The 23,975-nt window shown below is 49.4% G+C and carries 22 protein-coding genes; 6 read left to right on the forward strand and 16 right to left on the reverse strand.

Annotated features, from left to right (window positions below; all coding sequences use genetic code 11):
- The first annotated feature begins 51 nt into the window (after nt 1–51).
- Both QMK58_RS06790 and QMK58_RS06795 read left to right on the forward strand, forming a co-directional pair.
- Nucleotides 52–300 carry a CsbD family protein gene (locus QMK58_RS06790; protein WP_150779168.1) on the forward strand — a complete coding sequence of 83 codons (249 nt, stop codon included), beginning with the start codon at nt 52–54 and terminating at the stop codon, nt 298–300.
- A gap of 274 nt (nt 301–574) precedes the next feature.
- Nucleotides 575–1,687, forward strand: coding sequence for an aromatic ring-hydroxylating oxygenase subunit alpha (locus QMK58_RS06795; RefSeq protein WP_150779167.1), 1,113 nt, complete (start codon nt 575–577; stop codon nt 1,685–1,687).
- 51 nt (nt 1,688–1,738) lie between these two features.
- On the opposite strand, the gene QMK58_RS06800 is transcribed toward QMK58_RS06795, so the two are convergent.
- The 5 genes from QMK58_RS06800 to QMK58_RS06820 all read right to left on the reverse strand — a co-directional run bounded on the left by QMK58_RS06800 (nt 1,739) and on the right by QMK58_RS06820 (nt 6,596).
- Nucleotides 1,739–2,068: a hypothetical protein gene (locus QMK58_RS06800; RefSeq protein WP_150779166.1), complete on the reverse strand. Its 330-nt coding sequence runs from the start codon at nt 2,066–2,068 to the stop codon at nt 1,739–1,741.
- A gap of 190 nt (nt 2,069–2,258) precedes the next feature.
- Nucleotides 2,259–2,882: a hypothetical protein gene (locus QMK58_RS06805; protein WP_320396047.1), complete on the reverse strand. Its 624-nt coding sequence runs from the start codon at nt 2,880–2,882 to the stop codon at nt 2,259–2,261.
- Between the two features lie 450 nt (nt 2,883–3,332).
- Nucleotides 3,333–3,845, reverse strand: a complete 513-nt coding sequence (locus QMK58_RS06810; protein WP_320396048.1) for a hypothetical protein — start codon at nt 3,843–3,845, stop codon at nt 3,333–3,335.
- Nucleotides 3,846–4,068: 223 nt separating this feature from the next.
- Nucleotides 4,069–4,584: a DUF2939 domain-containing protein gene (locus QMK58_RS06815; protein WP_320396049.1), complete on the reverse strand. Its 516-nt coding sequence runs from the start codon at nt 4,582–4,584 to the stop codon at nt 4,069–4,071.
- A 794-nt stretch (nt 4,585–5,378) separates the two neighbouring features.
- Nucleotides 5,379–6,596 (reverse strand): RDD family protein, encoded by a 1,218-nt coding sequence (locus QMK58_RS06820; protein ID WP_320396050.1) that lies wholly within the window; start codon nt 6,594–6,596, stop codon nt 5,379–5,381.
- A 300-nt stretch (nt 6,597–6,896) separates the two neighbouring features.
- On the opposite strand from QMK58_RS06820, the gene QMK58_RS28910 reads away from it, so the two are divergent.
- Nucleotides 6,897–7,109, forward strand: a complete 213-nt coding sequence (locus QMK58_RS28910; protein ID WP_413817423.1) for a topoisomerase DNA-binding C4 zinc finger domain-containing protein — start codon at nt 6,897–6,899, stop codon at nt 7,107–7,109.
- A 211-nt stretch (nt 7,110–7,320) separates the two neighbouring features.
- Nucleotides 7,321–8,436: a hypothetical protein gene (locus tag QMK58_RS06835; protein WP_320396051.1), complete on the forward strand. Its 1,116-nt coding sequence runs from the start codon at nt 7,321–7,323 to the stop codon at nt 8,434–8,436.
- Nucleotides 8,437–8,532: 96 nt separating this feature from the next.
- Here QMK58_RS06835 and QMK58_RS06840 read toward each other — a convergent pair whose 3' ends face one another.
- The 3 genes from QMK58_RS06840 to QMK58_RS06850 all read right to left on the reverse strand — a co-directional run bounded on the left by QMK58_RS06840 (nt 8,533) and on the right by QMK58_RS06850 (nt 11,136).
- A complete protein-coding gene (locus QMK58_RS06840) occupies nt 8,533–8,784 on the reverse strand; it encodes a hypothetical protein (RefSeq protein WP_320396052.1) in 252 nt (83 codons plus the stop codon).
- 96 nt (nt 8,785–8,880) lie between these two features.
- Complete coding sequence (mauJ, locus tag QMK58_RS06845) at nt 8,881–10,206, reverse strand: methylamine utilization protein MauJ (RefSeq protein WP_320396053.1); 1,326 nt, start codon at nt 10,204–10,206, stop codon at nt 8,881–8,883.
- Nucleotides 10,207–10,425: 219 nt separating this feature from the next.
- Nucleotides 10,426–11,136: a hypothetical protein gene (locus QMK58_RS06850; RefSeq protein ID WP_320396054.1), complete on the reverse strand. Its 711-nt coding sequence runs from the start codon at nt 11,134–11,136 to the stop codon at nt 10,426–10,428.
- Nucleotides 11,137–11,250: 114 nt separating this feature from the next.
- Here QMK58_RS06850 and QMK58_RS06855 point away from each other — a divergent pair, with 114 nt between their 5' ends.
- Nucleotides 11,251–11,493, forward strand: coding sequence for an AbrB/MazE/SpoVT family DNA-binding domain-containing protein (locus QMK58_RS06855; RefSeq protein WP_320396055.1), 243 nt, complete (start codon nt 11,251–11,253; stop codon nt 11,491–11,493).
- 381 nt (nt 11,494–11,874) lie between these two features.
- Here the strand turns inward: QMK58_RS06855 and QMK58_RS06860 are convergent, their stop codons facing one another.
- The 8 genes from QMK58_RS06860 to QMK58_RS06895 form a co-directional block, all read right to left on the reverse strand.
- A complete protein-coding gene (locus QMK58_RS06860) occupies nt 11,875–12,381 on the reverse strand; it encodes a hypothetical protein (protein ID WP_320396056.1) in 507 nt (168 codons plus the stop codon).
- A gap of 197 nt (nt 12,382–12,578) precedes the next feature.
- Nucleotides 12,579–13,115: a hypothetical protein gene (locus QMK58_RS06865; protein ID WP_320396057.1), complete on the reverse strand. Its 537-nt coding sequence runs from the start codon at nt 13,113–13,115 to the stop codon at nt 12,579–12,581.
- Between the two features lie 170 nt (nt 13,116–13,285).
- Nucleotides 13,286–13,909, reverse strand: a complete 624-nt coding sequence (locus QMK58_RS06870) for a hypothetical protein (RefSeq protein ID WP_320396058.1) — start codon at nt 13,907–13,909, stop codon at nt 13,286–13,288.
- A gap of 89 nt (nt 13,910–13,998) precedes the next feature.
- Nucleotides 13,999–14,670 (reverse strand): hypothetical protein, encoded by a 672-nt coding sequence (locus tag QMK58_RS06875; protein WP_320396059.1) that lies wholly within the window; start codon nt 14,668–14,670, stop codon nt 13,999–14,001.
- Nucleotides 14,671–14,893: 223 nt separating this feature from the next.
- Nucleotides 14,894–15,202 (reverse strand): hypothetical protein, encoded by a 309-nt coding sequence (locus QMK58_RS06880; protein ID WP_320396060.1) that lies wholly within the window; start codon nt 15,200–15,202, stop codon nt 14,894–14,896.
- Nucleotides 15,203–15,257: 55 nt separating this feature from the next.
- Nucleotides 15,258–15,857 carry a hypothetical protein gene (locus QMK58_RS06885; RefSeq protein WP_320396061.1) on the reverse strand — a complete coding sequence of 200 codons (600 nt, stop codon included), beginning with the start codon at nt 15,855–15,857 and terminating at the stop codon, nt 15,258–15,260.
- Nucleotides 15,854–19,156 (reverse strand): hypothetical protein, encoded by a 3,303-nt coding sequence (locus tag QMK58_RS06890; RefSeq protein WP_320396062.1) that lies wholly within the window; start codon nt 19,154–19,156, stop codon nt 15,854–15,856. Before QMK58_RS06890 ends, QMK58_RS06885 begins: the two co-directional genes overlap by 4 nt.
- On the reverse strand, nt 19,153–20,586 hold the full coding sequence (locus tag QMK58_RS06895; RefSeq protein ID WP_320396063.1) for a tyrosine-type recombinase/integrase: 1,434 nt from the start codon (nt 20,584–20,586) through the stop codon (nt 19,153–19,155). Before QMK58_RS06895 ends, QMK58_RS06890 begins: the two co-directional genes overlap by 4 nt.
- Nucleotides 20,587–22,463: 1,877 nt before the next feature.
- Here QMK58_RS06895 and QMK58_RS06900 point away from each other — a divergent pair.
- A protein-coding gene (locus QMK58_RS06900) for an IS3 family transposase (protein ID WP_320396064.1) occupies nt 22,464–23,686 on the forward strand; the annotation gives its coding sequence in 2 pieces (ribosomal slippage) (nt 22,464–22,815 and nt 22,815–23,686; 1,224 coding nt in all).
- The last annotated feature ends 289 nt before the right edge of the window (nt 23,687–23,975 follow it).

Consider the following 23,975-nt stretch of genomic DNA (forward strand, 5'->3'; position numbering starts at 1 on the left):
TGGATTAGTTAGGTTCTGAGTTCCCACTTGCAAGCGAAGGTCTGACGAATCATGAAGAGTGAACAGGTAGAAGGTGTTGCAGAAAAGCTGGCCGGCAAGGCGGAGAGCGCAGTCGGTAAACTGATTGGTGATTCGCCACTGGAGGCTGAGGGTGCTGGACGCCAGGCTGCTGGTCAACTGACCAAAACCTATGGCGATACACTAGACAGCGTATCTACGTTCGTTAAAGAGAAACCAGTCGCAGCACTCGCAATAGGTGCAGCTATGGTGATGCTGGTAAGCCGGCTTTTACGCCGCTGAGTGGGGGGGGGTACGGAGGTCGGGAAGACTAACTTGCGGCCTCCGTGCGCTGGCCGCTCAGTTCGACCTACTTTGTCGACGTTTGTAGTACCTCTATCCCTAACGTACGTTTGCCAGATGTAACCTCGCCTATATCCTTCAAGGTCGTTATTGTTAACTGCGTATTTATCGACTTTTCGGTCGTCTTGCAAGCCACCAGGAGCCAGCGTCCGTCAGCTGAAAATACGATAAAGGGTGCTTATATTCTCTGCTCAGTTGGGACGTTATTCTCGCCATGCTCAAAAACCTTTGGTATGTAGTCCTTCCATCCTCGCAATTATCCAAAGAGCTCGCGGCAGTCCGGATCCTTGGTCAGCCGTTTGTAGCCTTCCGTGATAACGAGGGGAAAGCGCATCTTCTGTCTGATGTTTGCGTTCACCGTGGAGGTTCACTGTCTGCCGGCACCAAGGTTGGGGAGAGTGTGCAGTGCCCATACCACGGTTGGCGTTTTGGAGCAGATGGCATCTGCACGCACATTCCGGCACAGCCGCAGCTACGCATTCCTGCGAAGGCTCGAATCGACGCATACCCCACGCTCGAACGCTATGGTTGGATCTGGGCATTTCTCGGTGACCTACCCGAAATAGAAAGGCCACCTTTACCTATCCTCGACTGGATAGATGATGCGGCCGTGCGTTTGGTGTCGGGCCATTTCGATTGGGACGCCAGTTGGGATCGCGTAATTGAAAATGGTCTCGATTTTGCGCACGCCCCATTTGTTCACGGTTCTACATTTGGTGACCCGGCTCACCCCCAAATTGATGCGTTCCACGTGGAAGGTGACCTCTGGAGTGGGCGCGCGCAGATGATGATGCGGCGTCCTAAACGTACTGGCTTGCTCCGACGTAAATCCACGAGCGAAGTTGTCAATGTAGCCACCGTTCCAGGCTTTCATTTGTCCGGCCCCTGCACAACGTTGGAACTCAAATTACCGAATGAATGGAGAATTCAAATCGTCGCGGCTCATGTTCCGGTCGACGCTAACCGCACACGCACCTGGTGGATGATGGGGCGAACATTTCTTCGATCCCGACTATTTGACCGAAGGTTTGTTGCCAGCAACATTCGAATTTTCGAGCAGGATCATGAGGTGCTAAAAAACGTACGACCAGAGCGAGTGCCTGACTCATGGCAGCATGAGGTTTCCCTGAAATCGGATGCGTTGCAGATTTTCTTTCGGCGGCGCGTGAAGGAGCTGGAGCAGAACGGTTGGCGAATTGATGAAGATCGCCTTCAACGAGAGTTTGCGGGACGCAAGGCTTGCGCAGTGCCAAGCCCCGAGCGTCAAAACGTGCGTAGCTGGGCTATCGAAACCATTCCAACAATAGTTGTTGAAAAGGAGGATTAGAGAGCCGACTCGACAGATCTCAGGCCTGATCTCTGCACCACTCTGAGGCCTCTAAATTTTCGACGCTTCGTCACACACCGTTCGGTACCATTGCGCGTAATGCGTATTGGAAACCTGGTGTCTATTCAAGTCAGAACTGCCGTCGTTCCACCACACCGGGCCTCGCTCTCCGAGTGCAACCTTTGCCGCTTGAACACGTGTTCTGGCCGCTTTCAACTGCTGAGAATTGCTTGTGGCTTTCGCGGATTTTACTTCTCGCCTCGCTGACATGAGTTCGTCAACATAGCGTTGCCGCGCAGTTTCGTTCAGTGATGGGTCGGAGCACCGCCACAGCTGTCCTTTGATTACAAAGTATCGACCGTCAGGGGTAGTGAAGTTCATTTGGAAGCCCACTCAAAAACCGTCACTCCAGCGCTGACTGTTGGTGCTGACGCCGAATTGACCCAGTGGCCGAGATGTCACTGACCCAGTCTTATTTCTCGCGAACTATTGCCTATGCAGGATTTCTGCCGACTTGGGGTAGGGCAGTCTTGCGTCGGCCCTTGGGTCAATTCGGCGTCGGCGTCTACAGTCAGTATTCTTCGTCTGGTCGAATAGGCTTTCGCACTACTGGCTGCGGGTTAAATTCCTCATATATTCTCTGCAACCAGTCGGGGTTGTTAGGCTTTCTACCGGAGCCCATGACAATCATCTCAGCATAATCTCGGCACTGATTGAGCACCGAGTGAGGGATTTGCTCCAGCAGGCCTTTGTACTCAGCAACGTCACCGTCACGGTACTGATACAGATCTGCACACCAAAGGTTGTAGACCCACTCGCTGACCTCCTCATCTGAGTGTGGCGAGGTGTCGACTGAGGATTTTACGAACGTGTCTACGTGCTTGCGCTCGCGCTTTGCGAACCCACGAGTAGTAAGACTGAAAAATTTTAATGCCTTGATGGCCTGACGGATTTTCCACGTTAGTGAGTCAAGTGACTCAGGATCTCGCATCAAAGGCACCAATTGATACGGGTTCAATAACTCTCCTGTATCAGGGGCCACTGCATGCACTATCCGGTCAAGATTGAACGAACGCCGTTGCTCTCGGGTATGGCAAAACGCATCAATACTGGCGTCGTTTTCCTTACGTAGATCCGAAATTTCTCGTTCGGAAATTTGGCCTGATCCATCTTGGTACTTAATGAGTACGCGCATACCGCTCCTGACATATGTGGTCTGACATTCCGTCGGTCTCTCATTGTAGTCTAGGGTTGATCGTATTGAACCTATAGGTAATTCGATCGCTGCGATGCGTCAGCATGCGTACTGAGGAGGTGACATGCCTGAAGGCAGTGACGATGCGTTGGTCGGAGTCGGACGGGCAGGTCATCTGGCGTTAGAGTTTGTCCGTAAATCAACCTCTGCACATGACGCAGTTGAGGGCGCCATAGAGGACGTGCGCCGAGGTGTCCCTATCGCACACTTGATCGAGGCAGCTTTCGCTCCAGCCTGACTCATTGGCGAGCGCGTAGCTTTGCGCGTCATTAAAACTGCAATTTAACCCCTGTTAGGCGCCCAGTAATCAAGTCGCGTCGCAGGACAATGGGCGATTTTCCGTAGGGCGAAGAGTGATCTTCTGCAGCTTCTGATAATCGGAGAACAGAGCTACAGCTTTAGCTTCGAATAGATTCCTTTCACTGAACAGCGCTCACCATCGATCTGGAGTGATCCGTAACCTCCAGAAGACAAATCGAGAATGGCATCTTCGTTCATGGCAAAACTGAAGCAGCTATTGGTATGGATATAGATACCTTGTCCAAAGACCTCATACCAATCGTCATTATCATGGCTGACTTGGACTACATATTTACCGGCGTCCTGATTTGACTTTCCAAGGACGGCTTTCACTGTGCATTCAGAATCGGACTCGGGGAACTTTAAATCACCAACTGTCCCATATGCTTCCAGAATTGCGTTTTCACTATAAGCATATTCGTAGCAATACTGAGTTCGAACAAAGACATCTTTTCCATCAATTTTGTAAAGATTTGCACCTTTCCTCGTCACGCTAACTACATAGTTTTCTGCCAAAGCAAGCGGCGCAAAGGTGCTTACAGCTAGAATGCTTACGATAAACCCCATTTTGGAGAGTGGGGTAGACTTCCTGATAGAACTCATGCGTCACTGATCCTCAATTCGAATTGCACCGTGACCATCCATAAAAATCACTTTCCACAACAAATAGTAAGCGCCATTATATAAATAGACGTCCGCCTCAGATGTACCGTTAAGAGCCACGATGAGGCCGAAGCCCGAAGTTTGTTTTTAAAGTGTTATACCGCATTTGCACCATTAGCACGTCCAGTTTAGCGTTGTGCCGTTCATGTGGATTTGCACGGCATTAAAATTGTATTTTAACCCCTGTTAGTCGCCAAGTAATCAAATCGCGTCGAAGGATAAACTGGGACGGGGCTCCGCCATTTTTACCGGGGACTTCAATCACGAATTTGCTAAAGCCATCGTAGTGCATATTGGCACTCTCGAATGGTTTCTTATCTGAGCGTGCAACACTTCCACCTAAGCCGCTACCGCGCGCTATAGGTTTGTCTGGCTTCTCTCCTTTCATAAGTTCAATTAGACCAGATGGCGTCACGAAACTAGAAATCACTCTATCTGCAATGCCACTTGCCATTGCCATGGCTAAGCCTCCGAACGGATTATCCTTAAGCTCTGTTTTGGCTTTTGCCATGATGGACAAATTGATCTGCTCTTTGAGGTCTTCTCTTATGCGCGGGAAATCGATGTGCTCCTCAAGGGCATCAGCGTCCTGAGCTTCAGCAGCTTGTTGAATTTGATAGACCGCTACGTACGGGGCCAAGGCAAACCCCGTCAGCGCTATAGCTGCAATGCCAACCATAATTAGCATTCTTTTTTTTGTCTGATCGAGGCGCGCTTAGCAGGAATTGCGATTCCGTTCCGCTGTTTGGCTGACAGCGCCATATTGTAATCCACGCCACACTTTGGGCACTTCAACGGATCGCCGAAATCGGACTGTTGAGCTTCATGGTTACACACTGGACATTGCATATGAGTACGTCTCCAACGGTGCGCAGTCGTAGCTGGCGCGCAGGTCAGCTTCTGCCACGTATTAGGGCATGCCCGTCCAGTATCTGCTCTGAATTGGTATGTATTGCGCCCAGCCGGGTGATGAAATACGATGATTTTCATGAGAGAGGCTGGTGTGATAAAAGCCGTAGCGCGAACGGAGAGCAAGGCGGCCCCGTAAAGGCTATGGATTACCTCCTAGTCGAGATGTTGATTGTTATGGTTTTCCTAAGACTTGAAATTCTGCGTGTTGGTGCCGCCGCCGAATCGAGCCCGTTGCCGAGATATCACTGACCTAGTCTGATTCTTCGCGAACCATTGCCTGCGCTGGATTTGTGCCAACTTAGGGGGGAGTCTTGTGCCGGTACGTGGGTCAGTTCGACATTATTTGATCCAGTTGGCGCGGCTCAGCGTGCATGACTCATATGCCTATTTATAGGACGTTCTCACGCGCCTTCGGACGAGTTAGCTTGGCGAGCTGCTATCCCCCCCAATGCTCACCGCATGTTTTTGAGCTTCGAACATGGGCCTATCTTGATAGAATGCATTCTTGCTACGTTTACTCCACGCTCCCACCAAATTGCATTCGGCCTTGCAAGCATTCTGTTACTTTACAGAGCTCCATAGTTTTGTTATTAGTTGATTGACCATATCTTCAGAGTAGTCAAATGGCTTTGACTGAATTGTTACAGTTCTCCAAAACGAAGATCCTACCTGGACGATCTGGACATTGAGGCGGGCAGTATCGCTAACGGTCATACGGCCAGTACCTTCCCATATCTGGTGCCCGTTTCTCTCGAAATAACGACCGCCATCAAGGGTCATATTTGCAGCGGTGCCTTTTTTGAATGCAGGCACATAATCACTCAAATTATAGCCAGGAAAGTCCTCCATTCCGAAAACAACCGCAGCGTATCCAGCTGTGTCTTCGAACAAATAAGTCATCATACCATTTTCTGATTTTTGCGGCGTAATCTTCCACTTAGGACTTACTTTAATGTTGATGCGTGTCTTAGGGTTTTCCCAGGTGTAGTCGGGCTTAAGTGACTCAAGCCTTGCTTTGCGGTCGGACTCTTTATCTATAACATTCAGAACCGAAATAACTACCAAGAGGCTCGCAAAGGCCAAAGTAAAAGCAACTATTCTCGCCCAGTGTGTAGGTTTAGTGCGAACGAAATAGCCAGGTGATTCGTCATAGCTCGCTGGTAGTCCTTTGCCAAGCCTTCCTGACTGGGCTCCCATTGTGAATAGATTGACCAAAGGAATCCCCAAACCAAATCCTCTCACCCACATCGAGAAATTTCGAGCGAGGTACTGAGTAAAGCTTAGGTTTTTACCTTCCCGTGTTTTAACTGCTATTCCAAGCAAGGCCTTACCTGGGGTGTTACCAAAAGCCTTATACAACATGGCGTCTATGACCATTACGAGAGGCAGTGACAGAAGTTGCAGGGCCTGGCCACTGCCTGGTGAATTTATAAAGCGAACGAATCCGGCTGAATACATAGATAAAATATATGCCGCGACAAAGGTAAAAAGAAGACTTATCCACCAAATGTCAAATATGCGAGCAAAGAATCTTGGCCAGCGCTTTGCCAATGGATAGTCGTGTTCACTCATTTTTGGTTTTGATGGAAGTGGTGGCGGAATCAATGCCCTCATTGAACTTAATTCTTCCACTTCATCTAGGGGTTGCCACCCCTCCATCCCCTCGCGCCAGAGCATGGTTTTTTTTCCGATCACCCCAGCTTGGAATAATTTCTTAAGCGCTTCAATTGCAACTGGGCCGGTTTTCTTATCCTTAATTATATACCACCAAGTGCTCATATTATTTCCCTGAAGTTAGTTGATGGTTTTATTAAAGAGAGTATGGATGGTAGCGTATATTCTTGTTGTCGATATTGAGAAGTTTGTCCAAAATCGTGCGCTGATTTTCTACATCAATTTGAGCACAAGATTCCTGTTTTGTCATGGCCGTCCTACTCATCAACTGCTGGCCTCTTTCGTCAGGCTAGACCGACGGCCAAAAGCGCTTGTAGTTGCGTTCAGAAAATTAGAGCTGTTTCATTGCGAATTGGTGAACTCCCGGAGTCAAGCATGGCAGCGATAGAAATCGGGATTACCACCATGGTGACCTGTGCGTATCTAGGTTATCTCCAAACCTGTGGCGCAGTAACAATCACCAATATCAAGGGCGAGGCTGTCCAGGAGAATCGATGCCCGGTGTGTAAGGTTGGAGTCATCGTGGAGCGCACCGGAAAATATGGAGACTTCAAGTCCTGTTCAAATTTTCCACGATGCAAATTCAAGCCAAGACCAAATACCTCTTCCCAATCTTAGCGGACTGCTTTCCGGCCTCGTAGTTTTTGAGGTTGATTGGCCTGCAAGTGATGGTCGTCACCCCTTCGTACTTTCGTCGTCGTGTCGTTGGTGACTGTCCAATCCTCGGCTGCGCCATGCACCTCTCCGACCGCGTGGTGTATCCGGTCATAGCCGTAGGCTATAACCGATTGTGAGCCAGGCGTATTGGACGGCCTGGAAGGAGCTTTCGTTGGTAACGCTGAATCGAATTTGGTGGCAGCATCTGGCACCCAAATCCATGCACCGTCGGTTGGGTGAAGTAGAGAAAATTCTCTCGACTTGGTGTAACAGCCCCTATGGGCAGCACTGGCTACAGGTGGCTCGAAACCCTGGGCAGGCGCTCAGATTGTTTCCCGGTCAAGCCATCCCTGCTGTCCACCTCATTGCGCTTGGTAGCCGCCCCATTTTCGTTGCTCCTCAACAAATGGTCAGAGAAGGCCACAGATTCGTTGGAGCCAAGGAATTCACATCAGGGCGCCCCCTTGCTGACAGCGAGATCGCAATAGCTCCGGAGATACGCCTGGATGTCGTGACTGATGAGGCACTCATCAAAGCTTCGCTTAGGCTTCAGTTGTCGGGGCATGTTCCTGGCGTTAAATCGCCCAGCATGATCTTTTCAATTCCGGCCCATTATTTACTTTCACCTCAGCGGTGGCCTGATAAGGCATATGCGCTGTACCAGCATATTTTTGGCATGGGAAATTCCTATCCCAATGACGGGTTCTTTTACGTTGGTATCACAAAGCGGCGCTGGCAAACGAGATGGGCCGAGCACTTGCGAGCAGTGGAGAAAGGCAGCCAGTTGCTGTTCCATCGAAAGTTCAGAGAGGAGAGGGCGGCGGGGCATATTACGTATATTCACCATAAGGTGATGGCGATCACTGATGACCTTGAAGCACTTTACAATGGCGAAGAATTTTTGATCAACGGTCACTGGGAGGATGAGAGGCGCCTCAATATGATCCCTGGCGGGAGAGCCGGCCTACGCTATCTTAGAGAACACTCCATTCTCGCCAAAGGTGTGATTGCTATGCCAGATGATCGAGATCGTTCGATCGGCGAATGGCTTCACACGCATGAAGGCAAAAGCCTTCCTCCTGCGAGTATTACCGATAGATGGCAGGACGATACATGGGCTGCCGCCCAGATTTGTAGCCGCTCCGACCGTCTTTCGACATCGCAGATCGTGGCCATACGAGACCTGTCTTCCAAGCACTCTTCTGACGAGATTGTAGAGCGGACTGGAGCGACGGTTGAGCAGATCCGAAGCGTTATTGCGGGCAAGACATACTCACGCGTCAAATGAGTACAGAGTCTATAGCGTGGATGCCCAAATATTCGGTGGATTGCTTTCGGTCGATGGTGCCTTCTGCTTCCGCTGTGGCGCCCATCTACGAGTTAGCTAGTACCGAGGCTTCGACCATCCGGGGTATCCGTCGAGTTCTTCCAGGAGATCGTCATCGTCACGATTGTTGCGATAGCCGTTCGGCACCGGGCGTTCAAGCTCTTCGAAAATGAGGATCGACTGAGTCTGCTTGGCGGGAACGTAGTAGATCGCCTGCTCGTAGCAGGCGAATCGTCGCGCATCATCACTGTTGCTCCAGTCTGCGAGGATTTTCCGATGAGAATGACGGACGATGACGACACAGTGCATTGCGACGTTCAAATGCCCTTAGCGCAGGGCAGGGAGCTGCTGCAACTGGTGATCACATTGAGGGAGTCGAATAACTTCACCGCCTCCATGGAGCAGTTAACCCTCTTCAGGGGGCATTCTCTCCAAAGCGGCTTTGAGCTCGTCGATGATCCGCCGGTGGCCCGCCAAGTCTGGCATGGCATTCTCTAGTATGAAAGGCTCTGATTTACCTAAGCGCTGCTGCAGGTTTGAAGACCAGATTTCCACCGACGCATTGCAGTACAAGGCGAATTTAAACTCCTGTAGAGACAGCTCTGACTCGATGTCACTTCTGCTATCACGCCGCTCGTTTAGTAAACCACATCCCCCAAAAGGATCTATTGAGAGACGCTCGTTTCTGAAATCCATCCAGAAAATAAACGCCACTCGACCATTGGCCGATTCCAGACGAACACCTATCTTCCCGTCATCCATGCCAGCGGATATAAGGCGCATGTTTCCAAGGGGAGCGCATGTCTTTCCTTTGCGTGCGAGTACGTAAAACTCATCAGGAATTTCGTATTGCCGATTAGGGACTAGCTCACCCCGCGTTAGCCCGTCCAGCTGCTCCTGGTCAAACAGGGCACGAAATCCTTCGAGCTCATACAGGTGCTCCCGATCATATGCCCACCGTGCTGGCACCCCAAGACGCTCCTCCATAGCGAGCTCAGCAAGATGTCTCATCAGTGGCTTGTCCATGTGAATCCGCTGGTGATCATCCGGGTCATCCGGATCTACGATATCGTCGCGTTCGGCATGGGCGATAGCATGGCGCCCTTGTGTTGCAAGATACTCGGAGATGTCCGTTCCAGAAGCCTGCAGCTCATCACGACGCGCAATTGCCTCTCTGTCCGTTAATACCGATAGGGCCTGCTGGATCCACGGCCCTCGTTCTCGGCCAACAGGCAGGGAGCGAGCAAAGCCTTTGTAGAATCCGAGGAAAGAGTAGAAGGGATTGCTGAGTGATAGCCCTTCACGATAGTAGGCCATTGCTTTGCGGGCTTCATCGCTTTGAGGGGAGTGGAGGTTCTCCTCAGAAAAAAACTCGGTAAAGGCGTTATTGCGAAGCATGCCAACACGATGTGGATGGCTACCACCACCCCACATGACAATCTCAACTTTCGCACCCTCACGCCAGGCAATTGCAGTTGCCAGGCGCATCACTGCAGCTCGCCCTTCTTTGACAGTCATGCCTTGACCATTAACTCGAAGCGCGATTGCAGGAAGGCTCCGATGCTGCCCTTCGGATATAGCTGGTTGCAGCAGAAACTCTAGCCCCTCAAAGGTTATCAGCTGAGCCCTATTCGGCCAGAAAACCTGGGTTTCCAGCCCGCCAACCACCCATTCACCTCGCTGGGCCTGATATTGCTCTGCTCGTTCGAATGGATCATCGGTCGCCAGCATTGTGAAGCTCCTAGGGTTTGGCGGTTACAGGTTCAACCTCAGTTTATATTGGTTGCCGATGTGAGCGTGACCTGAAGGCCTAGCCATTTAAGACCGGCTCCTGCAGAACATTCGATCATGCCGGCCACATGGGAAGATGGAAGCCTCTTAGCCAAGATGCATCTGAGGGAGAGCACCTGGGTTCACACCGCAGGCTTTTAAGACGCGCCCCTTTTTGGCTTAACCGGCCACGTGGTGGGGCATCGGAATGAACGTAAGCGCCTGATCGCCCGCCCAGGCTGACATCGCAACCATCACCTCTTTACCATCTACAAGAGCGATGTCACACGTGCTCGAGACTGTTTCGCTGATGGCCGAAACTTCACTAATTAACTTAAGCATGTAGGAGACCACCAACTCTCTCACCTGATCAGTAGGATGCGATTCGATTGATGCAGTCACCACATCCTGTAGCTTGGCCTGTAGCTCTTGCGCTTGCTCCAAGGAAAAACCGCCAGGGAAGCACATTACTCTTCCCTCGGTTAGGCCGCATAAGGATTCGGCGCTGTGATGCTGGTGGAAGTAGACGAACCGAGTAACCGCCTGATCATTTACCACAGTCGGATATGTGAACATCCATGAGGTCTCGGCTAGATCTGCTTGAAGGCGAGGGCTTCCGGCATGGAGTTCTGAGAACGAGTTGCGGGTACGCAGGATCAAGTCCAAGACATCATCAGGGCTATTGAAACCGTGGTCTCTAACATACGATTTGACGGGATCTAGCATCGCCACTGAGCCTGCGCCAATGATGACGCCAACTTTAGTCCTAACAATCTTTTCCTCGTTGTCACCATGAGGGATTTTCACGCCGTCTTGGGTGATTTGGGTGACACGCTTGTCAGCCGCGATGATGACCTCATCACCTAGATGAGCAACCAAAATACAGGTCATGATGAACCTCTCTATGAACATGAGCCAAGCCGGCAAGGCCGAAGGCGCGAGTATGGAAGCCCATCGGGCCTAAGCGAGGCTATCATCTATGTGGTAGCTCAGAAGGGAGTTCAGATGACTACCGCATTCGTGTCTTCAAAAGGGCAAATCACAATTCCTGTGGAGGTTAGGGCCACGCTTGGCCTAAGCCCTGGGGATAGAGTCGAATTTGTAGAATTTGAGGTTGGCCAGTTTGCCATCAAAGCCGCCACGTACTCTGTGCATAGCCTCAAAGGCATGATCCGAAAGCCGACAGTTGCCGTGAGCATAGAGGACATGAATGCAGCCATCGCCGCTAAAGGTGCAGATGCTCGCTAGCGCAGAGTGTACCGAAGCTTGCTGTATCTCCGGCATTGGCACGCAAGGGAAAACAGGGGGCTAGAACGCCGTCTTGGAGCTGATGGGAGGCTGGAAACGGCCAGCAGCGAACCTGGGGTTAACCGCCGCATAGGCAGCAAGGGCGACTGGTTGTAGCTAGTGGTGGATGTAGGCTTGGCTGGCAGTGTGAGTATTCGTGAATGCCCATACACCTACCGAAAGCTGATAGACGCCAATCTCAGACAGAAGGCCTTTGGCCTTTTCAACGTAGTCGTTATTCACGAATTATAATTCCTTGTGCCAATTTGGTGTCCCATTCGCCAATGTTCCTGTTAAGGGCGCGCATGGCTTACAGTAGTTGAAGCCGTTACTCGAATTTCATCAGGGTTGGCCCGACTCGTCACTGTCATCGTTGTCGTGAGTCCGCCAGTCGCCCGCCAAGGGTATGACTGCACTATGTTGATACCTCCCGAATGGTGATTCAGCGTCGTGTGGAGGAAGCTGGAATGAATGCCTCCGCTCCAATAGCTCAGGAAAGCGCTTGAAGACCGTCAGGTGGTGCAAGGGGATGGTTTGAATGTAGGCGAAGAGATTGCCTAGGTTGATGCTGACGCTAGGTTTTCCGGGCTTCCGAAACTCAACGCTCAGTACATGCGAGAGACTCCAATCGATCAAATTGATATCGATGTCAGGTCGGGCATCAGTCCAGGACGATGCAAGCTGAGAGGCGTGACTATAGCTACGGTAGCCTAGACCTTTAGCGAGCAGTTCTAATGCTTGGGTATGCATGATCGGTTTTAAGCCAGGCCAGGTTTTGATGACGAAGCGAGCAGCTCTCTTAATGCCGCCATGGCGTTCAAGATCAGCGGGAAAAAGGGGAAGGATCATCGCAAACTCCGGTCGTTAGAGGTGTCCGCTACCGTATTTTTCACGCTGCAAGACTTTGTCGTACTTAACGTATGTTCCATAAGACGGGCCTCGTTAGCGGTGATGGAGTTGCTTTAAGTGTCTTGCACCTAATTCTGCTTTAATAGGCTAGGAATTTGTTAGCGCATCAAAACAGTGAAATGTCAGTTTTTACTTCTTTATAATTCAATATCCTTGAAGGCAAAATACATCTCCTCATAAGCGTAAACTCCGAAGTTTTCGGTACTCAAAATATGTGGCCCATTGAGACGAAGTACGCTATTTGTCTCCAATGACAGGAGGTCATCTGGGCCTAGCCGCTGCAACTCCCAGCTTTGCCATTGGGTTTTCAAGGGATACTCCTTCCATCGGCGATCGTAAGTCAAAGAGATCACATCAGCGTTTTTACCTTCCGGCAGAGTAGCGATGATGGTTAGTTTTTCTGGGGAAAGATGAAACATCGAAACGGGGGATAGAAGATCGCTTACCAACGCCCGATCGATTAACTCAAAAATCTCGTACTGCGGGTTTTTGTCCCAAAGGATTGCGAAGCGCTGCAGTCCAAGATCTTGCATTTCGAGTTGCGCACTAAAGCGCTGAGGCGCGGCATAAACGGTGTACACCAGTTCACCATTCATCTTACTGACCATGTCGTACTCCGGCTGGAAGAAGCGGGAGCAGGTATGGATTGAGGGCGGTCTTTTCTGCGTAATCACTTTTTACTCCTAAAAGTTGGTAGCGCCGGCTTGAGCGCTGCTAGTAAGCGGAGCGCGCAGACGCGAGGATGGAAGCCCGAAGGGCCATGACCGGCGCCTGCGCCGAGGCTTGGTTCACGACAGCCGTCCTCTGGAAGAGGCGCGTACAAGAAGATATTCGACTGCTGGCACTAAAATTTAATGTCATCATCAAATGAATCAAAATCGTATCGACCCTCAGATCCTTCTTGAGGCTCTTCTTGAGGCTCTTCTTGAGGCTCTTCTTGAGGCTCTGATCCGAAAATATTTTCAGGATCCCACTCATCCCAAAACAGAAACATATCGGATGTGAATTCCGTAATGCCTAATACATTGTTCTCCAAGATTTCGGGAGCGTAATTTCTAAACAGCCTACAGCTCTCGACTCGATTGGTTACTTTAAGATCAACAATAAATATTGCCGTCCAGCAGTCATATAAAGCGCCAGGCGCGATATCCGCCCAAGCGTTTACAAACCCTTCATAATGGCGGTCGTCCAGCATGGAGTCGTATGCAATGAAAAGTGTACCCTCAGAAGCATGTAACAGCTTTACAGGGGCCAGCACCCCTTTGATGATGCCTTTTTCGATCAAGTCGATTACCCGAGTGTCGGGGCGACCTTCCCATAAAACAGCAAACTTCTGCAAAGAAACTGCACTAAGAGGCGTGGAATTACCGTCCATTGTCTGCTGAGTGCTGAAAATAGTGTATGCACCCTCACCATGTTCATCATGGGGATGCTCATGTTCTGTATACAGCAGTCGGGAATAGATCATGTACGCACCTTTTGGCAAAGCTACGGTAATGACAGGCGATGTGGGGTAGGCCAGTGCCTTTAATGAAGCGTGACCCTTGGGGCAACGTATTACGCGCCAGGCTTCCGATTATCCGGATTGATGTAATACGGTGACCAGACACATTTGGAATGTCCCATCATGTCTGCCAAATTTTGCATTTCGACCTGGCAGTGCTGAATAGCCTCAGGCTGAGCATTGCCTCCTTCCGATAGGTACGGCCACACATGCTCGTCGATGGATGGTAGGTGAGAGAAATCATCTAGAGACGCCAGATCATATTGCTCAATCCCCAAGCTATAGGATTCCAGAATTTCTTTCGCAACCTGCCAAAAGATGTAGTCAGAGTGTCCAGAGTAGACCTCGTCAACGTTCGCAAAATCTACTGACAGCCGAATGGGGCTCATACACATCACCTGTATCCACAGTGACTCAATCTCTTGGAAGGTGGCGCTTGATACTCCACCGTCCAGAAAAAGGTAGAGAGAGTCTTCGTGTACGGCGATAAGCTTCACAGCCGAAATCGCTCCCATGATGTACGCGCGCTCCAAGGCCGCGCTTGTATATGGATTCAACGGATTCGACGGATCGCCGTACATGACTGCAAAGCTCTGCTTGGCTGGCTGCGGCATTACTTCAAGGCTTGGGGTTTTCCACTGGATGCAGCTGAACACCAAGTGATCGGGAGCGTCATGTCGCTCTATAGGGTCGCATTCAGGGTGAAAAAAGTCTGAAAAGGGCATAACGGCTTCCTTCCTGTTGGTTACTTTGTATGAAAGACGACAGGGGCTAGGAGTCAATGTGAGTCGATCAGTGGTACTGTTTTTTCATACAAAACAATATCTTAAGCGCATACCCATTGATTTTTTTGCGGGTTGGCGAAGCATCCCCGCGCCGGAGTTGGCAGGTTTGATTAGTTGGCTTCAGAGCAGAACGCGCAGAGTGGGGGAGAGGGTGGAGAACGGTTCACAGTTGTTGAAGAAGCCGCTCCAGCACTGCCTGTTCTTGAGTGCTCAACAAAAAGATCGGGTCTAAACCATCATGGACGACGCTCTCGAATGACCAGCGTCGGCCGTCAGGACTGATGCACTCATCGCAATAGTCGAGCTCGCCGCAATCGTTAAAGATCACGAGGTGCCAACCTTCAACTTCGATGTGGAAAAGCCCGGCGAAAATTTCGTCCCAGGACTGTGCGCATGCTCTCTTCATGGTGCGGCGCTTCAGTGTGATGTCTTTGAGCACTTGGCAGACATCTTGCGCCGTGAGCGGAGGCATGGAAGTTATTTTGGAGCTTCTTGTGTCATGGAAATGTGCCTGATGAATCGCAGGGTTAGTAAAGACTAGACTTCCACTTAAGGTAGGCAGAGAATAAATTACTCGGGACGATTACCGGGCGTCCAGGGGACGGTTCTACCAGTGCTCCCTCATGGATTTCACAGAATTCACTAAAGTGGTGGATAACCATTTGAGCAATTGTCATGCCGTCATTGCGTTCGGTGGTGGCAATGTAGGTATCTGCCCTGCGGCCGTGAATCTCCTGAAGAGAATGAAGCTCGTCAAGAGTAATTGAGTGTTCGTTGCTGAGCCTCAGCAATTTGAATCTGAGCTCAGCGATCTCGGCGCTATCTTGAGCGTTTCGGTCGTTGTATCGCCCCAGCCACATGTCCAGCCTTGGACGATAAGTCTTAGATTTCAAAAGCGAGGACGCCCTGCAAGTTTTCACTGTAGAGATTTTTATATTCAAACTTTTGATTGCCTCCAACGCCTTACGTTCTTCAGTGGAAATGGCATCTGCAAGGTATTTAGCCAAATAGGTCACTAGCTCAAATTTCATCTTGCGTTCATCTAGTTCAAGCAATGTATCCTCAATAATTTTCAGTCTCTGCTGGATACGATCTTGCTGCCATCGATATGTATTTGGCGTTTTCATTCATCGCTCCTAGGTTCACTTTTTGTAAGTCGGTAGGAGAGCATTGTTTGCGCCCAATCGCTGTCCTCAAGATTTATGAGCCGAACAAATTGATCAATGTCCAACTTATCGAAATCGAGGTTGGAGCGGATCATCCCGGCTAGCTTTACGGCACTCGGGAAGCTGGAGGGCATCATCGCCGCCCCCGTGATATCGCCGTCATTGATCATGAGAAGCCGGGTGGCGCGATCAATCTTGTATTCGAAATCTCTGGACATGGACTCAGGGTGAGTGCAAACGCTACTAAGCCTTGTGAGAAATCCTTCGACCGAATCAGGACGGTACTCAGATCGAGACAATTCCTGAACAACAGTGCTCCTGTCGGAAACGATGAGATCTCTACCTGCAGTTTCCTGATTCGCCTCCTGCTGCAATTCGATTTTCGCCCACAGAACTTCCTCAACGAACATCCAGCTGATTACGTCCTTAGCTGCATTCTTCACCTCTTCTTGCAGGCGGCTGATTTCGGCAAGTGAGACTTCGCGACTGGCGCTGTATTTCTCGAAGACTTTGGAGGTGCTTTGATATTCTTCGGCAATCTTCTGCCGGTGTGCCTCAATCGCAGGAAGGTTATGCGTTGAAAACACAGCAAATGGGCATTGGGCACACCTCTTCTGGCCCCCGAATTTCTGTAGTATTTGCTGTGGACAAATAAAGTTGTACGGGCAGATGTGTGTGTAGCATGCGCCTAGGCTCAGCGACCTATCAGTCGCTATGAGTTTCAATCCAGTCATCTCGCGGGGGCTGTTGGACGTTGGGAAGGAGTAGAGTCCAAGCTTATCAATGGCACTCGGTAAAGTACCTTGCCTCGCGGAGCATTCGAGCATGTCGCGAGTCTCCGCCATAGAGAATGAAGGGTTGAACGAGTTAGTTAGGTACCACGCGGAATCTCTATTGTTAAATACCCCCTCTAATCTATCTATAAGCAGGTGATGTCCTTTATTATATTTAATAATGGTACTAAGGCTTTGTCCTGTGAGTAGAGCGACAGCCTCTGGCGGCAGATTAATGGACATGTCAGTAATGAAAGAAGCCCGTGCGCCATGAGGCGTTGCATATGCTCGAAGCGAAATAGGACAGTAGTCACCCTGATACATTCTGTTAGTAGAAGAGCCCTGTACAACCAAAACGTCGTCAGGGTCGATCTTATTGACCCACTCCTCCCAAGTGAAAAAAGTCTTTGCAGGTTTTTTTCTCAGTGGTAAGAAACCTATAATTGGATTCCGCTCGGTTGTGGTTTCTTTGAGCCAAGTTTGGAAGTTAAGACAATGATAATTCCAGAGCCTAGTGTATTGCCCATCAGTAAACGGGTCGCCCGTGACAGGGTTGGATACAAATAATGGAAGGATTTTACCCCAGTGGGAATTCGGCTCATGATCATAAAAAATCTTTTTTTCAAAGCCGTTAACACCAACTTCATTGATCATAAAATCGCGCCAGCGCCGTTGATCGTCAAGTAACCAAAGATTGCCCATCGTTGTGAGAATGATTACAGGGATTTTATGAACTTTATCGGTGTTAAGCCATAAAGTGGTGAGCTGTAATGACTCTCGTGATAGTCTTTGCGAGATGCGGTCGTAAGTCTCTACATCCAACCACTGTAGAGTCTGTCCTCTCACGCCGCACTCTAATAAGAATAAACTGAATATAACCGATCCAGGATGGTAATAGGGTGCGTGATCATGAGTAACGAAATGGAATGTTTCCGGATGTAAGCGTCGGATATAGCTGACCTTTCCCTCGTAGAACATAATAGGTACAAACCCTAAGTCGACCGTGTCCACATGTGAGTTCTGAAGCTTGGCTTTCTCTACTAATGATTTGACATGACTTGAATTCGTTAGGAAATATTCAGCTCCGGCGTGTAAGGCATTATGATATGCAATGAATTGCCTAAGCTGTTCGCCGGTGAAGACATTCTTGGTGACATTCGAATATTTTTTGCTCGCGGGAAGGCTTCGCACGGGTTGGCTGATTCCGGAGCATCCTTCTAGCTCGCTACCGAAATCTCTAAGATAACTAAAGAAAGTGCGAAATTCTGACTGGCTACCGTTGCTTTCAATGTAACCTATTGCTCGAAATAGCTCGCACAATGAAAGTGGTCTTTCTGGCGATTCAGGCAATTGGCAGTCGTAATGTACAGATCCGCTGAATTTTGAAGGCGTAGCGGGATATTTGAATTTAGTAGTTGGGTTCTGCAAGAGCCACAGTGGCAAATAAACAAATAGATAGAGGTTTAACTTGCCGAAAGCTAAGCGAAGGCTCTTCGGCTTTTCAAGTGATTGGTGGTCAATAAAGGACTTCTCGGCTGATAACCACGCCCTCATCGCTGTAATAAATATTTCACAGTCCTGATGAATGTGGAGATCAACTCTGTAGCCTCTCAGGGTGTCGCAGGAGAAACTGCTAACCCCATACCGGCGGTATTTAGCTAGTCCTAACGTGATTTCAAAGGGCGAGCTATATTTCTTGAGTAAATCAATGATTATGGCCTCATAGCTGCTATATTGAACTGCGGCTGAGTCATTCGCGATTATTGATAGTGCTACCCACCGTTCTACATCTTCTGACACTCTTTTGGGAAATCGTTTGCACAGAGTTTGTGCAATTTGAATAGTGGGAATTGGAAGGATCTGATTTCGTTTGTTTTTAAGCTGCGCTACCCGAAGCTCCTGAAGATCGGCAGTATTGATGTCTTCTGGTGAGAAGAATGATGACATTAAAATGGATTTAATCCCAGTTTGCCAAAGTCGCTGTGCCGCAGTGTAACTTCGCTTGCCGTCCCCTGGGTTATTATTTGAGTTGGTCTCAAGGTCAAGGAATGGGTGAATTGTTTCGCAGTAAAATAACTTCTGTACTTCTGGCAGCGAAGTGATTGAGCCTTGAGGGCGAGTGAAGTTGTGTGAAAGTATTGCGGTTTTATTTTTTTGGAGGTAAACAAATATTAATCGTATAATCGTTTTTGAAGGCTTGATATCTGTCTTTGTTAGTGTAGAGAAATACAAGCGCTGCCGTCGATCTTTTGAGTGTTGAGCCTCGGATTTGTTGCAGGCTACATACGCATACCATTCAGTCAGCAAGATCTCTATTTGTTCGGGTGGATGAAGTATGAATAAGGTTTCAATTTTTTTCATAGCTGTGCGGAAGTTTTTACCGGTATTCGTAAAAACTTTAATTATTAATTCTAGGCTAGCCGATGCATGTAGATGCAGGTCGGACTTGTTGGCAAGGAATATCATTTTTTTTGTCAGGTTTATCATGCTAACGCACTCTCATGTACCTGTTGGCGCAGTTTTTCCTTGAAGGTTTTCAAGCGTTCCTCTAAATATTGAATTTGGAATTCAGTGCTCGATTTAGTATCACCGTGCTTCCTTAGATAATTGGCATAAGATATTTTTTCAAGCAAAATTTCCCAGTCAACTTTCGCATATTTTTGAAGGCTACGAATGTCTTTGTGGCCCGTGAGTAACATCAATTCGCTATCGGTCAATCCTTGTCCTTTGCTGTGTTCCACATAGTTTTTAAGGAAATAGATGTTGCTATGACGAAGACTGTGAAGACCAAGTTTACTTGCGATATGCGGCTGATCAGGGAGGGCTCTTGCCGCTGCTTTCTTAAATTGATGCAAAATCACTGATGAATAGTCGCAGAGGTATAATGGCTTTCCGCTCTTGTCATGAAATACAAAGTTGTGCCCACAACTAGCCTTGTATTCGTAGCGAATATAAAGCTCAAGGTTGTGAAAGAAGAAGCTTCCATATGGCTCTAACATAACTGTAAGGGGGGTGCTACGACCCTTCCATTCCAGTTTGTTTCTTTCAATTTCACTAATTCCCCGATAGGCATCGCCTGGATTTTTCCGCGTATTGGGATTGACGAGAAGAATTTCACGTGTCGATAAGTTGATGTCTTGCCAGAGGATTTGATCGGCCTCCGAGTCGCGCGCGTTAGTCGCCCCCATCAATGAATAGAGGCAGGCGTTACGGTAGCTGCTAGCACTTGCAATAAGATCTGAGATTTTCTCAAGAGGGAAAAATTGATGCTCTTCGAGAGTTTTCACGAAATTTTCCTCGTATGGAATATGGCTGGTGAAGGAGATTCGACTCATTTTGCTGCCGGTAGCGGCAGTCATTGGAGTAGTATGCTGCCTCATTGCCGCCTTTTCCTTGCCCTGAATCTTGATGATATTAGAGGTTATCTTCATCAAGCTTTCAATGAGGATAGAAGTTTCAGGTTGTTCAACAACCAAACCGTTCTCAACGTACTCGTTATACGTCTGTTGAATTGTATTTATGCTGTCCAGGAATGGCGTGATGCAGGAGTGGTAAGCTTTTGATGTTGATACACTGACCATTGGGGATGGTTTTGCTTCGCAGATAAAACGGACTATCTCAGAGCTACTTGCCACTCCCGCCGTCAGGTAGGAGTGGTATCCGCGATAAAGCATGTTCACCTCGGGTTTCGTTGGCTGGATGTATTTAAGGCCTTCGAGGAAGTAGTCTAAGAAGTTAGAAGTGCACGGGCCCGTCATCCTGATGGTTTGATGATGTCGGCCGATTTCAATCAAGTTACGCATATGAATTGTAAGTGGCGTGAATTCCATACCGTATTTTTTTTCGTCAGCGTATCGAAGAACGTGGTGTTCTTTGCCGAGGTAGATGGCTTTCGTGTAGAAAAAGTTATTAAGCATGATCGATCTCCCACAGATAACTCGTCTGCCGTGGTGGAGGAAGATTTTCAAAGGTGAAGGACATTCGTTTGGTGACTCTAGATAGGGCCTTAGAGGCGTGTCAACAGCAAATTTTCGGCACTATCAAGTTAATAAATAGCGGGATTTATATAATAACTTGTCAATTTATAATGAATTATTTTCTGGGCGGATGGTTTAAGTGTCTGATTTCTATCTGGTTTTGCTAGGTATTGTTTTCCGATACTCAGTGACGTTTTTTTGCGCTGTTTCTAAATTCATGAATTTACTGGTTTTTTAAGAGTGCGCTTGCTGCGCTTACGGTATTGTTTTTGATGTGTTTCGTGGCGCAATAAACGGGTCTACTTATAGTTTACTCTTAAACTAGCTGACAAATGGTATCGCTTTCCTAGACCAGAGGCAGTCCATTCCACTTACCGCTTTGGCGGTGAGCCAAAAAAGTCTTCGGTTCGTATCGTTATTTTTTTGAAGCGCGCCGTATCCAACCTGTACCGAGGGCTTTCGTGAGGCCTTCCATGTTTTCTATCCGTCGGCGTGAAGGCAATTTACAGCTGCTTTCACGGCTCAATCCATCCGAGTAGCTCAACCCGGCAGTGTCTGAGCTTTTCAGTCTTCGATCTCGCTCGGCTTTTGCAGCAGGCAGAATTTCGTCAACTTCGAATCAGTGCTTCGGTGTGCGGCGATTACACAGATGACGGCACAATTTTCACAACGGGTATCTCCATCGCGGTGTCGGTGTATGCATTCCCCGCGAATTCTTCGCCATGCAACCGTTCGCCATGGATATAGGCCTCTATTCGAATAAATGTTGGTTAGCTACTTCGCCTGATGCATGGGGGAAAGGGGTTTGCTTTCTTCGGCCTCGGTTGAACTAAGGGTATGAATTATGATGATGCCATGGCGTTGCAGTTGGCCTTTTTTTGCAAATAACTATTGATGATGCCGAGGATCGCGGGTTCCATTTGGTTGATCCTTGCTGGAATTTCACGAAGTAATATCTGTGAGGCCGGCGCAGTCAGGGGCTGGCTCGCGAACTGGAGCGTGATGAGGTATTTCACGGCGCATTTGTGCTAAGGCCGCATCGCTCAGGAAGAATCTGTTCTCCTATATATGTGTGCAATGCGGATACGCAGCATCGTATCAAAGGGTAGGGTTTTCCACTGCCGGAGGCCCTAAGGGGAAAGCCGCGTGATCATCCTGAGCAAGTCACTCCATGGAAAAACCTGATCCATTCCGCGAGGAAGCGTATGCGGCGTGTCCGTTCGCATTAGTCGGCATACTTAAGTGGAAAGAACCTAATCTGGCCCATGGACTGGTGGGATTAGTTATCGGGCGTTTTTCAGGAATTTTTTTTGGGTGGGGGCGCCAGATCCCTTGAAAATCTTTTGTGGTTTGGGCACGCCCTTTGGTGAACTGACGAGTAAGCACATTGGGCAGAGCTACGTAGTGAGAGCAAGTGCGCGTACGACAGCGGCTCACAACCAGCACCAATGTGGGACGTCGAGGGGTCATTTGCTGCTTGCCAGAGGGCGGGAGTACACGGGGTCGTTCAGGGTCTAAAAGGGTAGGAGACCTGCCACTCGAATTAGCTGTCAACAGGGGATTGGACTCCTGTTGACAGCAGACTCGCTGCCCACTGATTTTCTTTACTTTTCACAGAGATGTCGTAACGTAACCATCTTGCTAGGCCGGGGGTACCACAGATAAAGGTTCGAACCTGCCCTGGGACACCACTCATTATCAGCCTTCAGCTGTCAAAAAAAGCCTCTCCAGAATTTTGATCTGGAGGGGCTTTTTTGTACACCTTGTCCCGTCCTGAATAAGGTTTACACCTTCTGACCTATTTTCAGGAGGGAGCAATGGATTCGGGGAAAAGGCGCAGTCAGCGCGATTACACGCTGGCTTTTAAATTGTCGGTGGTCGATCAGGTCGAAAAGGGCGAGTTGAGTTATAAAGAGGCTCAACGGCGCTATGGCATCCAGGGTCGGTCAACGGTGTTGGTGTGGTTACGCAAGCATGGTCGGCAGGATTGGAGCCAAGGCGCGTCTATTCGAGTGCTGAGGAAGAGTTCCATGGCCGAGTCCACGGTACCGCTGTCACCCGAGCAGCGGATCAAAGAGCTTGAAGAACAGCTTGAACTGAGCAATCAAAAGGCTCTGTTTTTCGAGGCTGTCGTAAACGTCTTGAAGAACGACTACGGTGTATCCATCGTAAAAAAGCGACCCGGCAAGTCCTCGCGCAAGGGCAAGTCAAAGACCTGAGTATCAGCAGGGCTTGCCTGTTCATGGGCATTTCACGTCAGGCTTACTACAAGCGCAACCGAGCGTTTGATGCGAAGGCTAGCGACGATCAAAAGGTCGTGGATTTCGTCTTGGAAAAGCGGCGGCGTCAGCCAAGGCTGGGAACACGCAAGCTGCATTATATGCTGCATGCCGAAGCAGAAACGAGTCTGCGGGTGGGGCGCGATCGCCTGTTCAGCATCCTGCGAGAAGCGCGAGAATTGGTCCCTCGCAAGCGGGCATACCACAAGACCACCCACAGCCATCATCGATTTCGCCGCCATCCAAACCTACTCAAGGCAGGCCCGCAGCAAATCATTGCCTGTGCTCCTGAGCAAGTTTGGGTTGCGGATATAACCTATCTGCCTACCCAGGAGAGCGTTGCTTATCTGAGCCTGATCACCGACGCCTACTCGCGTAAAATAGTGGGACATCATGTGCATGAGAGCTTGCATACAGAGTCGGTGCTCAAAGCGCTGAAGAAGGCTGTAGGAGGAAGGAAAACCAAGCAGCCGCTGGTTCATCACTCAGACCGTGGGGCGCAGTATTGCTCCGACCTTTATCAGCGTTTTCACACCAAGCACGGGGTCATTTGTTCGATGACCGATGGCTATGACTGCTATCAGAACGCGATGGCGGAGCGAATAAACGGGATTTTGAAGACGGAGTTTTTGCTGCATCGCCCCAAGAACCTGGCCGACGCGGTGAGAATGGTTGATGAATCGGTGCTGATCTACAACGCGGAGCGGCCACATCTGGCCTTGAAATACAAAACGCCCGATGCGGTGCATCGGGCGTTTTGAGACTGAAACAGGTGTAAACCTATTTCAGGACTAGACACCTCGAACAATCGAAAACCTGCGTGGAAACGCGGTCATTGTTCGGGAGGCAATCGAGGTTCTCAAGGGAATGCCATGGTTGGCCGATAACCCGGACAGATCACGGATCTGTTCCTCTCCCGGGCTCGGTATGCGGGCTCAGTTATGAGAAGGTGGTTGATGGCCTCTGGCCGCCAGTTATTATCTGCGTGCCAAAACAGGCGTCGCCGAAGCTGAGTCCATCCGTGGATGTGCCATTGGGTTGTTCTTCTTA

It is taken from the genome of Pseudomonas sp. P8_241, from assembly GCF_034008315.1.
Lineage (GTDB): Bacteria > Pseudomonadota > Gammaproteobacteria > Pseudomonadales > Pseudomonadaceae > Aquipseudomonas.

What these genes read in the sequence shown, in the direction of transcription:
- QMK58_RS06790 (WP_150779168.1), top strand. Translation starts at nt 52, where the DNA reads ATGAAGAGTGAACAGGTAGAAGGTGTTGCAGAAAAGCTGGCCGGCAAG.
- QMK58_RS06795 (WP_150779167.1), top strand. Translation starts at nt 575, where the DNA reads ATGCTCAAAAACCTTTGGTATGTAGTCCTTCCATCCTCGCAATTATCC.
- QMK58_RS06800 (WP_150779166.1), bottom strand. Translation starts at nt 2,068, where the DNA reads ATGAACTTCACTACCCCTGACGGTCGATACTTTGTAATCAAAGGACAG.
- QMK58_RS06805 (WP_320396047.1), bottom strand. Translation starts at nt 2,882, where the DNA reads ATGCGCGTACTCATTAAGTACCAAGATGGATCAGGCCAAATTTCCGAA.
- QMK58_RS06810 (WP_320396048.1), bottom strand. Translation starts at nt 3,845, where the DNA reads ATGAGTTCTATCAGGAAGTCTACCCCACTCTCCAAAATGGGGTTTATC.
- QMK58_RS06815 (WP_320396049.1), bottom strand. Translation starts at nt 4,584, where the DNA reads ATGGTTGGCATTGCAGCTATAGCGCTGACGGGGTTTGCCTTGGCCCCG.
- QMK58_RS06820 (WP_320396050.1), bottom strand. Translation starts at nt 6,596, where the DNA reads ATGAGCACTTGGTGGTATATAATTAAGGATAAGAAAACCGGCCCAGTT.
- QMK58_RS28910 (WP_413817423.1), top strand. Translation starts at nt 6,897, where the DNA reads ATGGTGACCTGTGCGTATCTAGGTTATCTCCAAACCTGTGGCGCAGTA.
- QMK58_RS06840 (WP_320396052.1), bottom strand. Translation starts at nt 8,784, where the DNA reads ATGCACTGTGTCGTCATCGTCCGTCATTCTCATCGGAAAATCCTCGCA.
- mauJ (WP_320396053.1), bottom strand. Translation starts at nt 10,206, where the DNA reads ATGCTGGCGACCGATGATCCATTCGAACGAGCAGAGCAATATCAGGCC.
- QMK58_RS06850 (WP_320396054.1), bottom strand. Translation starts at nt 11,136, where the DNA reads ATGACCTGTATTTTGGTTGCTCATCTAGGTGATGAGGTCATCATCGCG.
- QMK58_RS06855 (WP_320396055.1), top strand. Translation starts at nt 11,251, where the DNA reads ATGACTACCGCATTCGTGTCTTCAAAAGGGCAAATCACAATTCCTGTG.
- QMK58_RS06860 (WP_320396056.1), bottom strand. Translation starts at nt 12,381, where the DNA reads ATGATCCTTCCCCTTTTTCCCGCTGATCTTGAACGCCATGGCGGCATT.
- QMK58_RS06870 (WP_320396058.1), bottom strand. Translation starts at nt 13,909, where the DNA reads ATGATCTATTCCCGACTGCTGTATACAGAACATGAGCATCCCCATGAT.
- QMK58_RS06875 (WP_320396059.1), bottom strand. Translation starts at nt 14,670, where the DNA reads ATGCCCTTTTCAGACTTTTTTCACCCTGAATGCGACCCTATAGAGCGA.
- QMK58_RS06880 (WP_320396060.1), bottom strand. Translation starts at nt 15,202, where the DNA reads ATGCCTCCGCTCACGGCGCAAGATGTCTGCCAAGTGCTCAAAGACATC.
- QMK58_RS06885 (WP_320396061.1), bottom strand. Translation starts at nt 15,857, where the DNA reads ATGAAAACGCCAAATACATATCGATGGCAGCAAGATCGTATCCAGCAG.
- QMK58_RS06890 (WP_320396062.1), bottom strand. Translation starts at nt 19,156, where the DNA reads ATGATAAACCTGACAAAAAAAATGATATTCCTTGCCAACAAGTCCGAC.
- QMK58_RS06895 (WP_320396063.1), bottom strand. Translation starts at nt 20,586, where the DNA reads ATGCTTAATAACTTTTTCTACACGAAAGCCATCTACCTCGGCAAAGAA.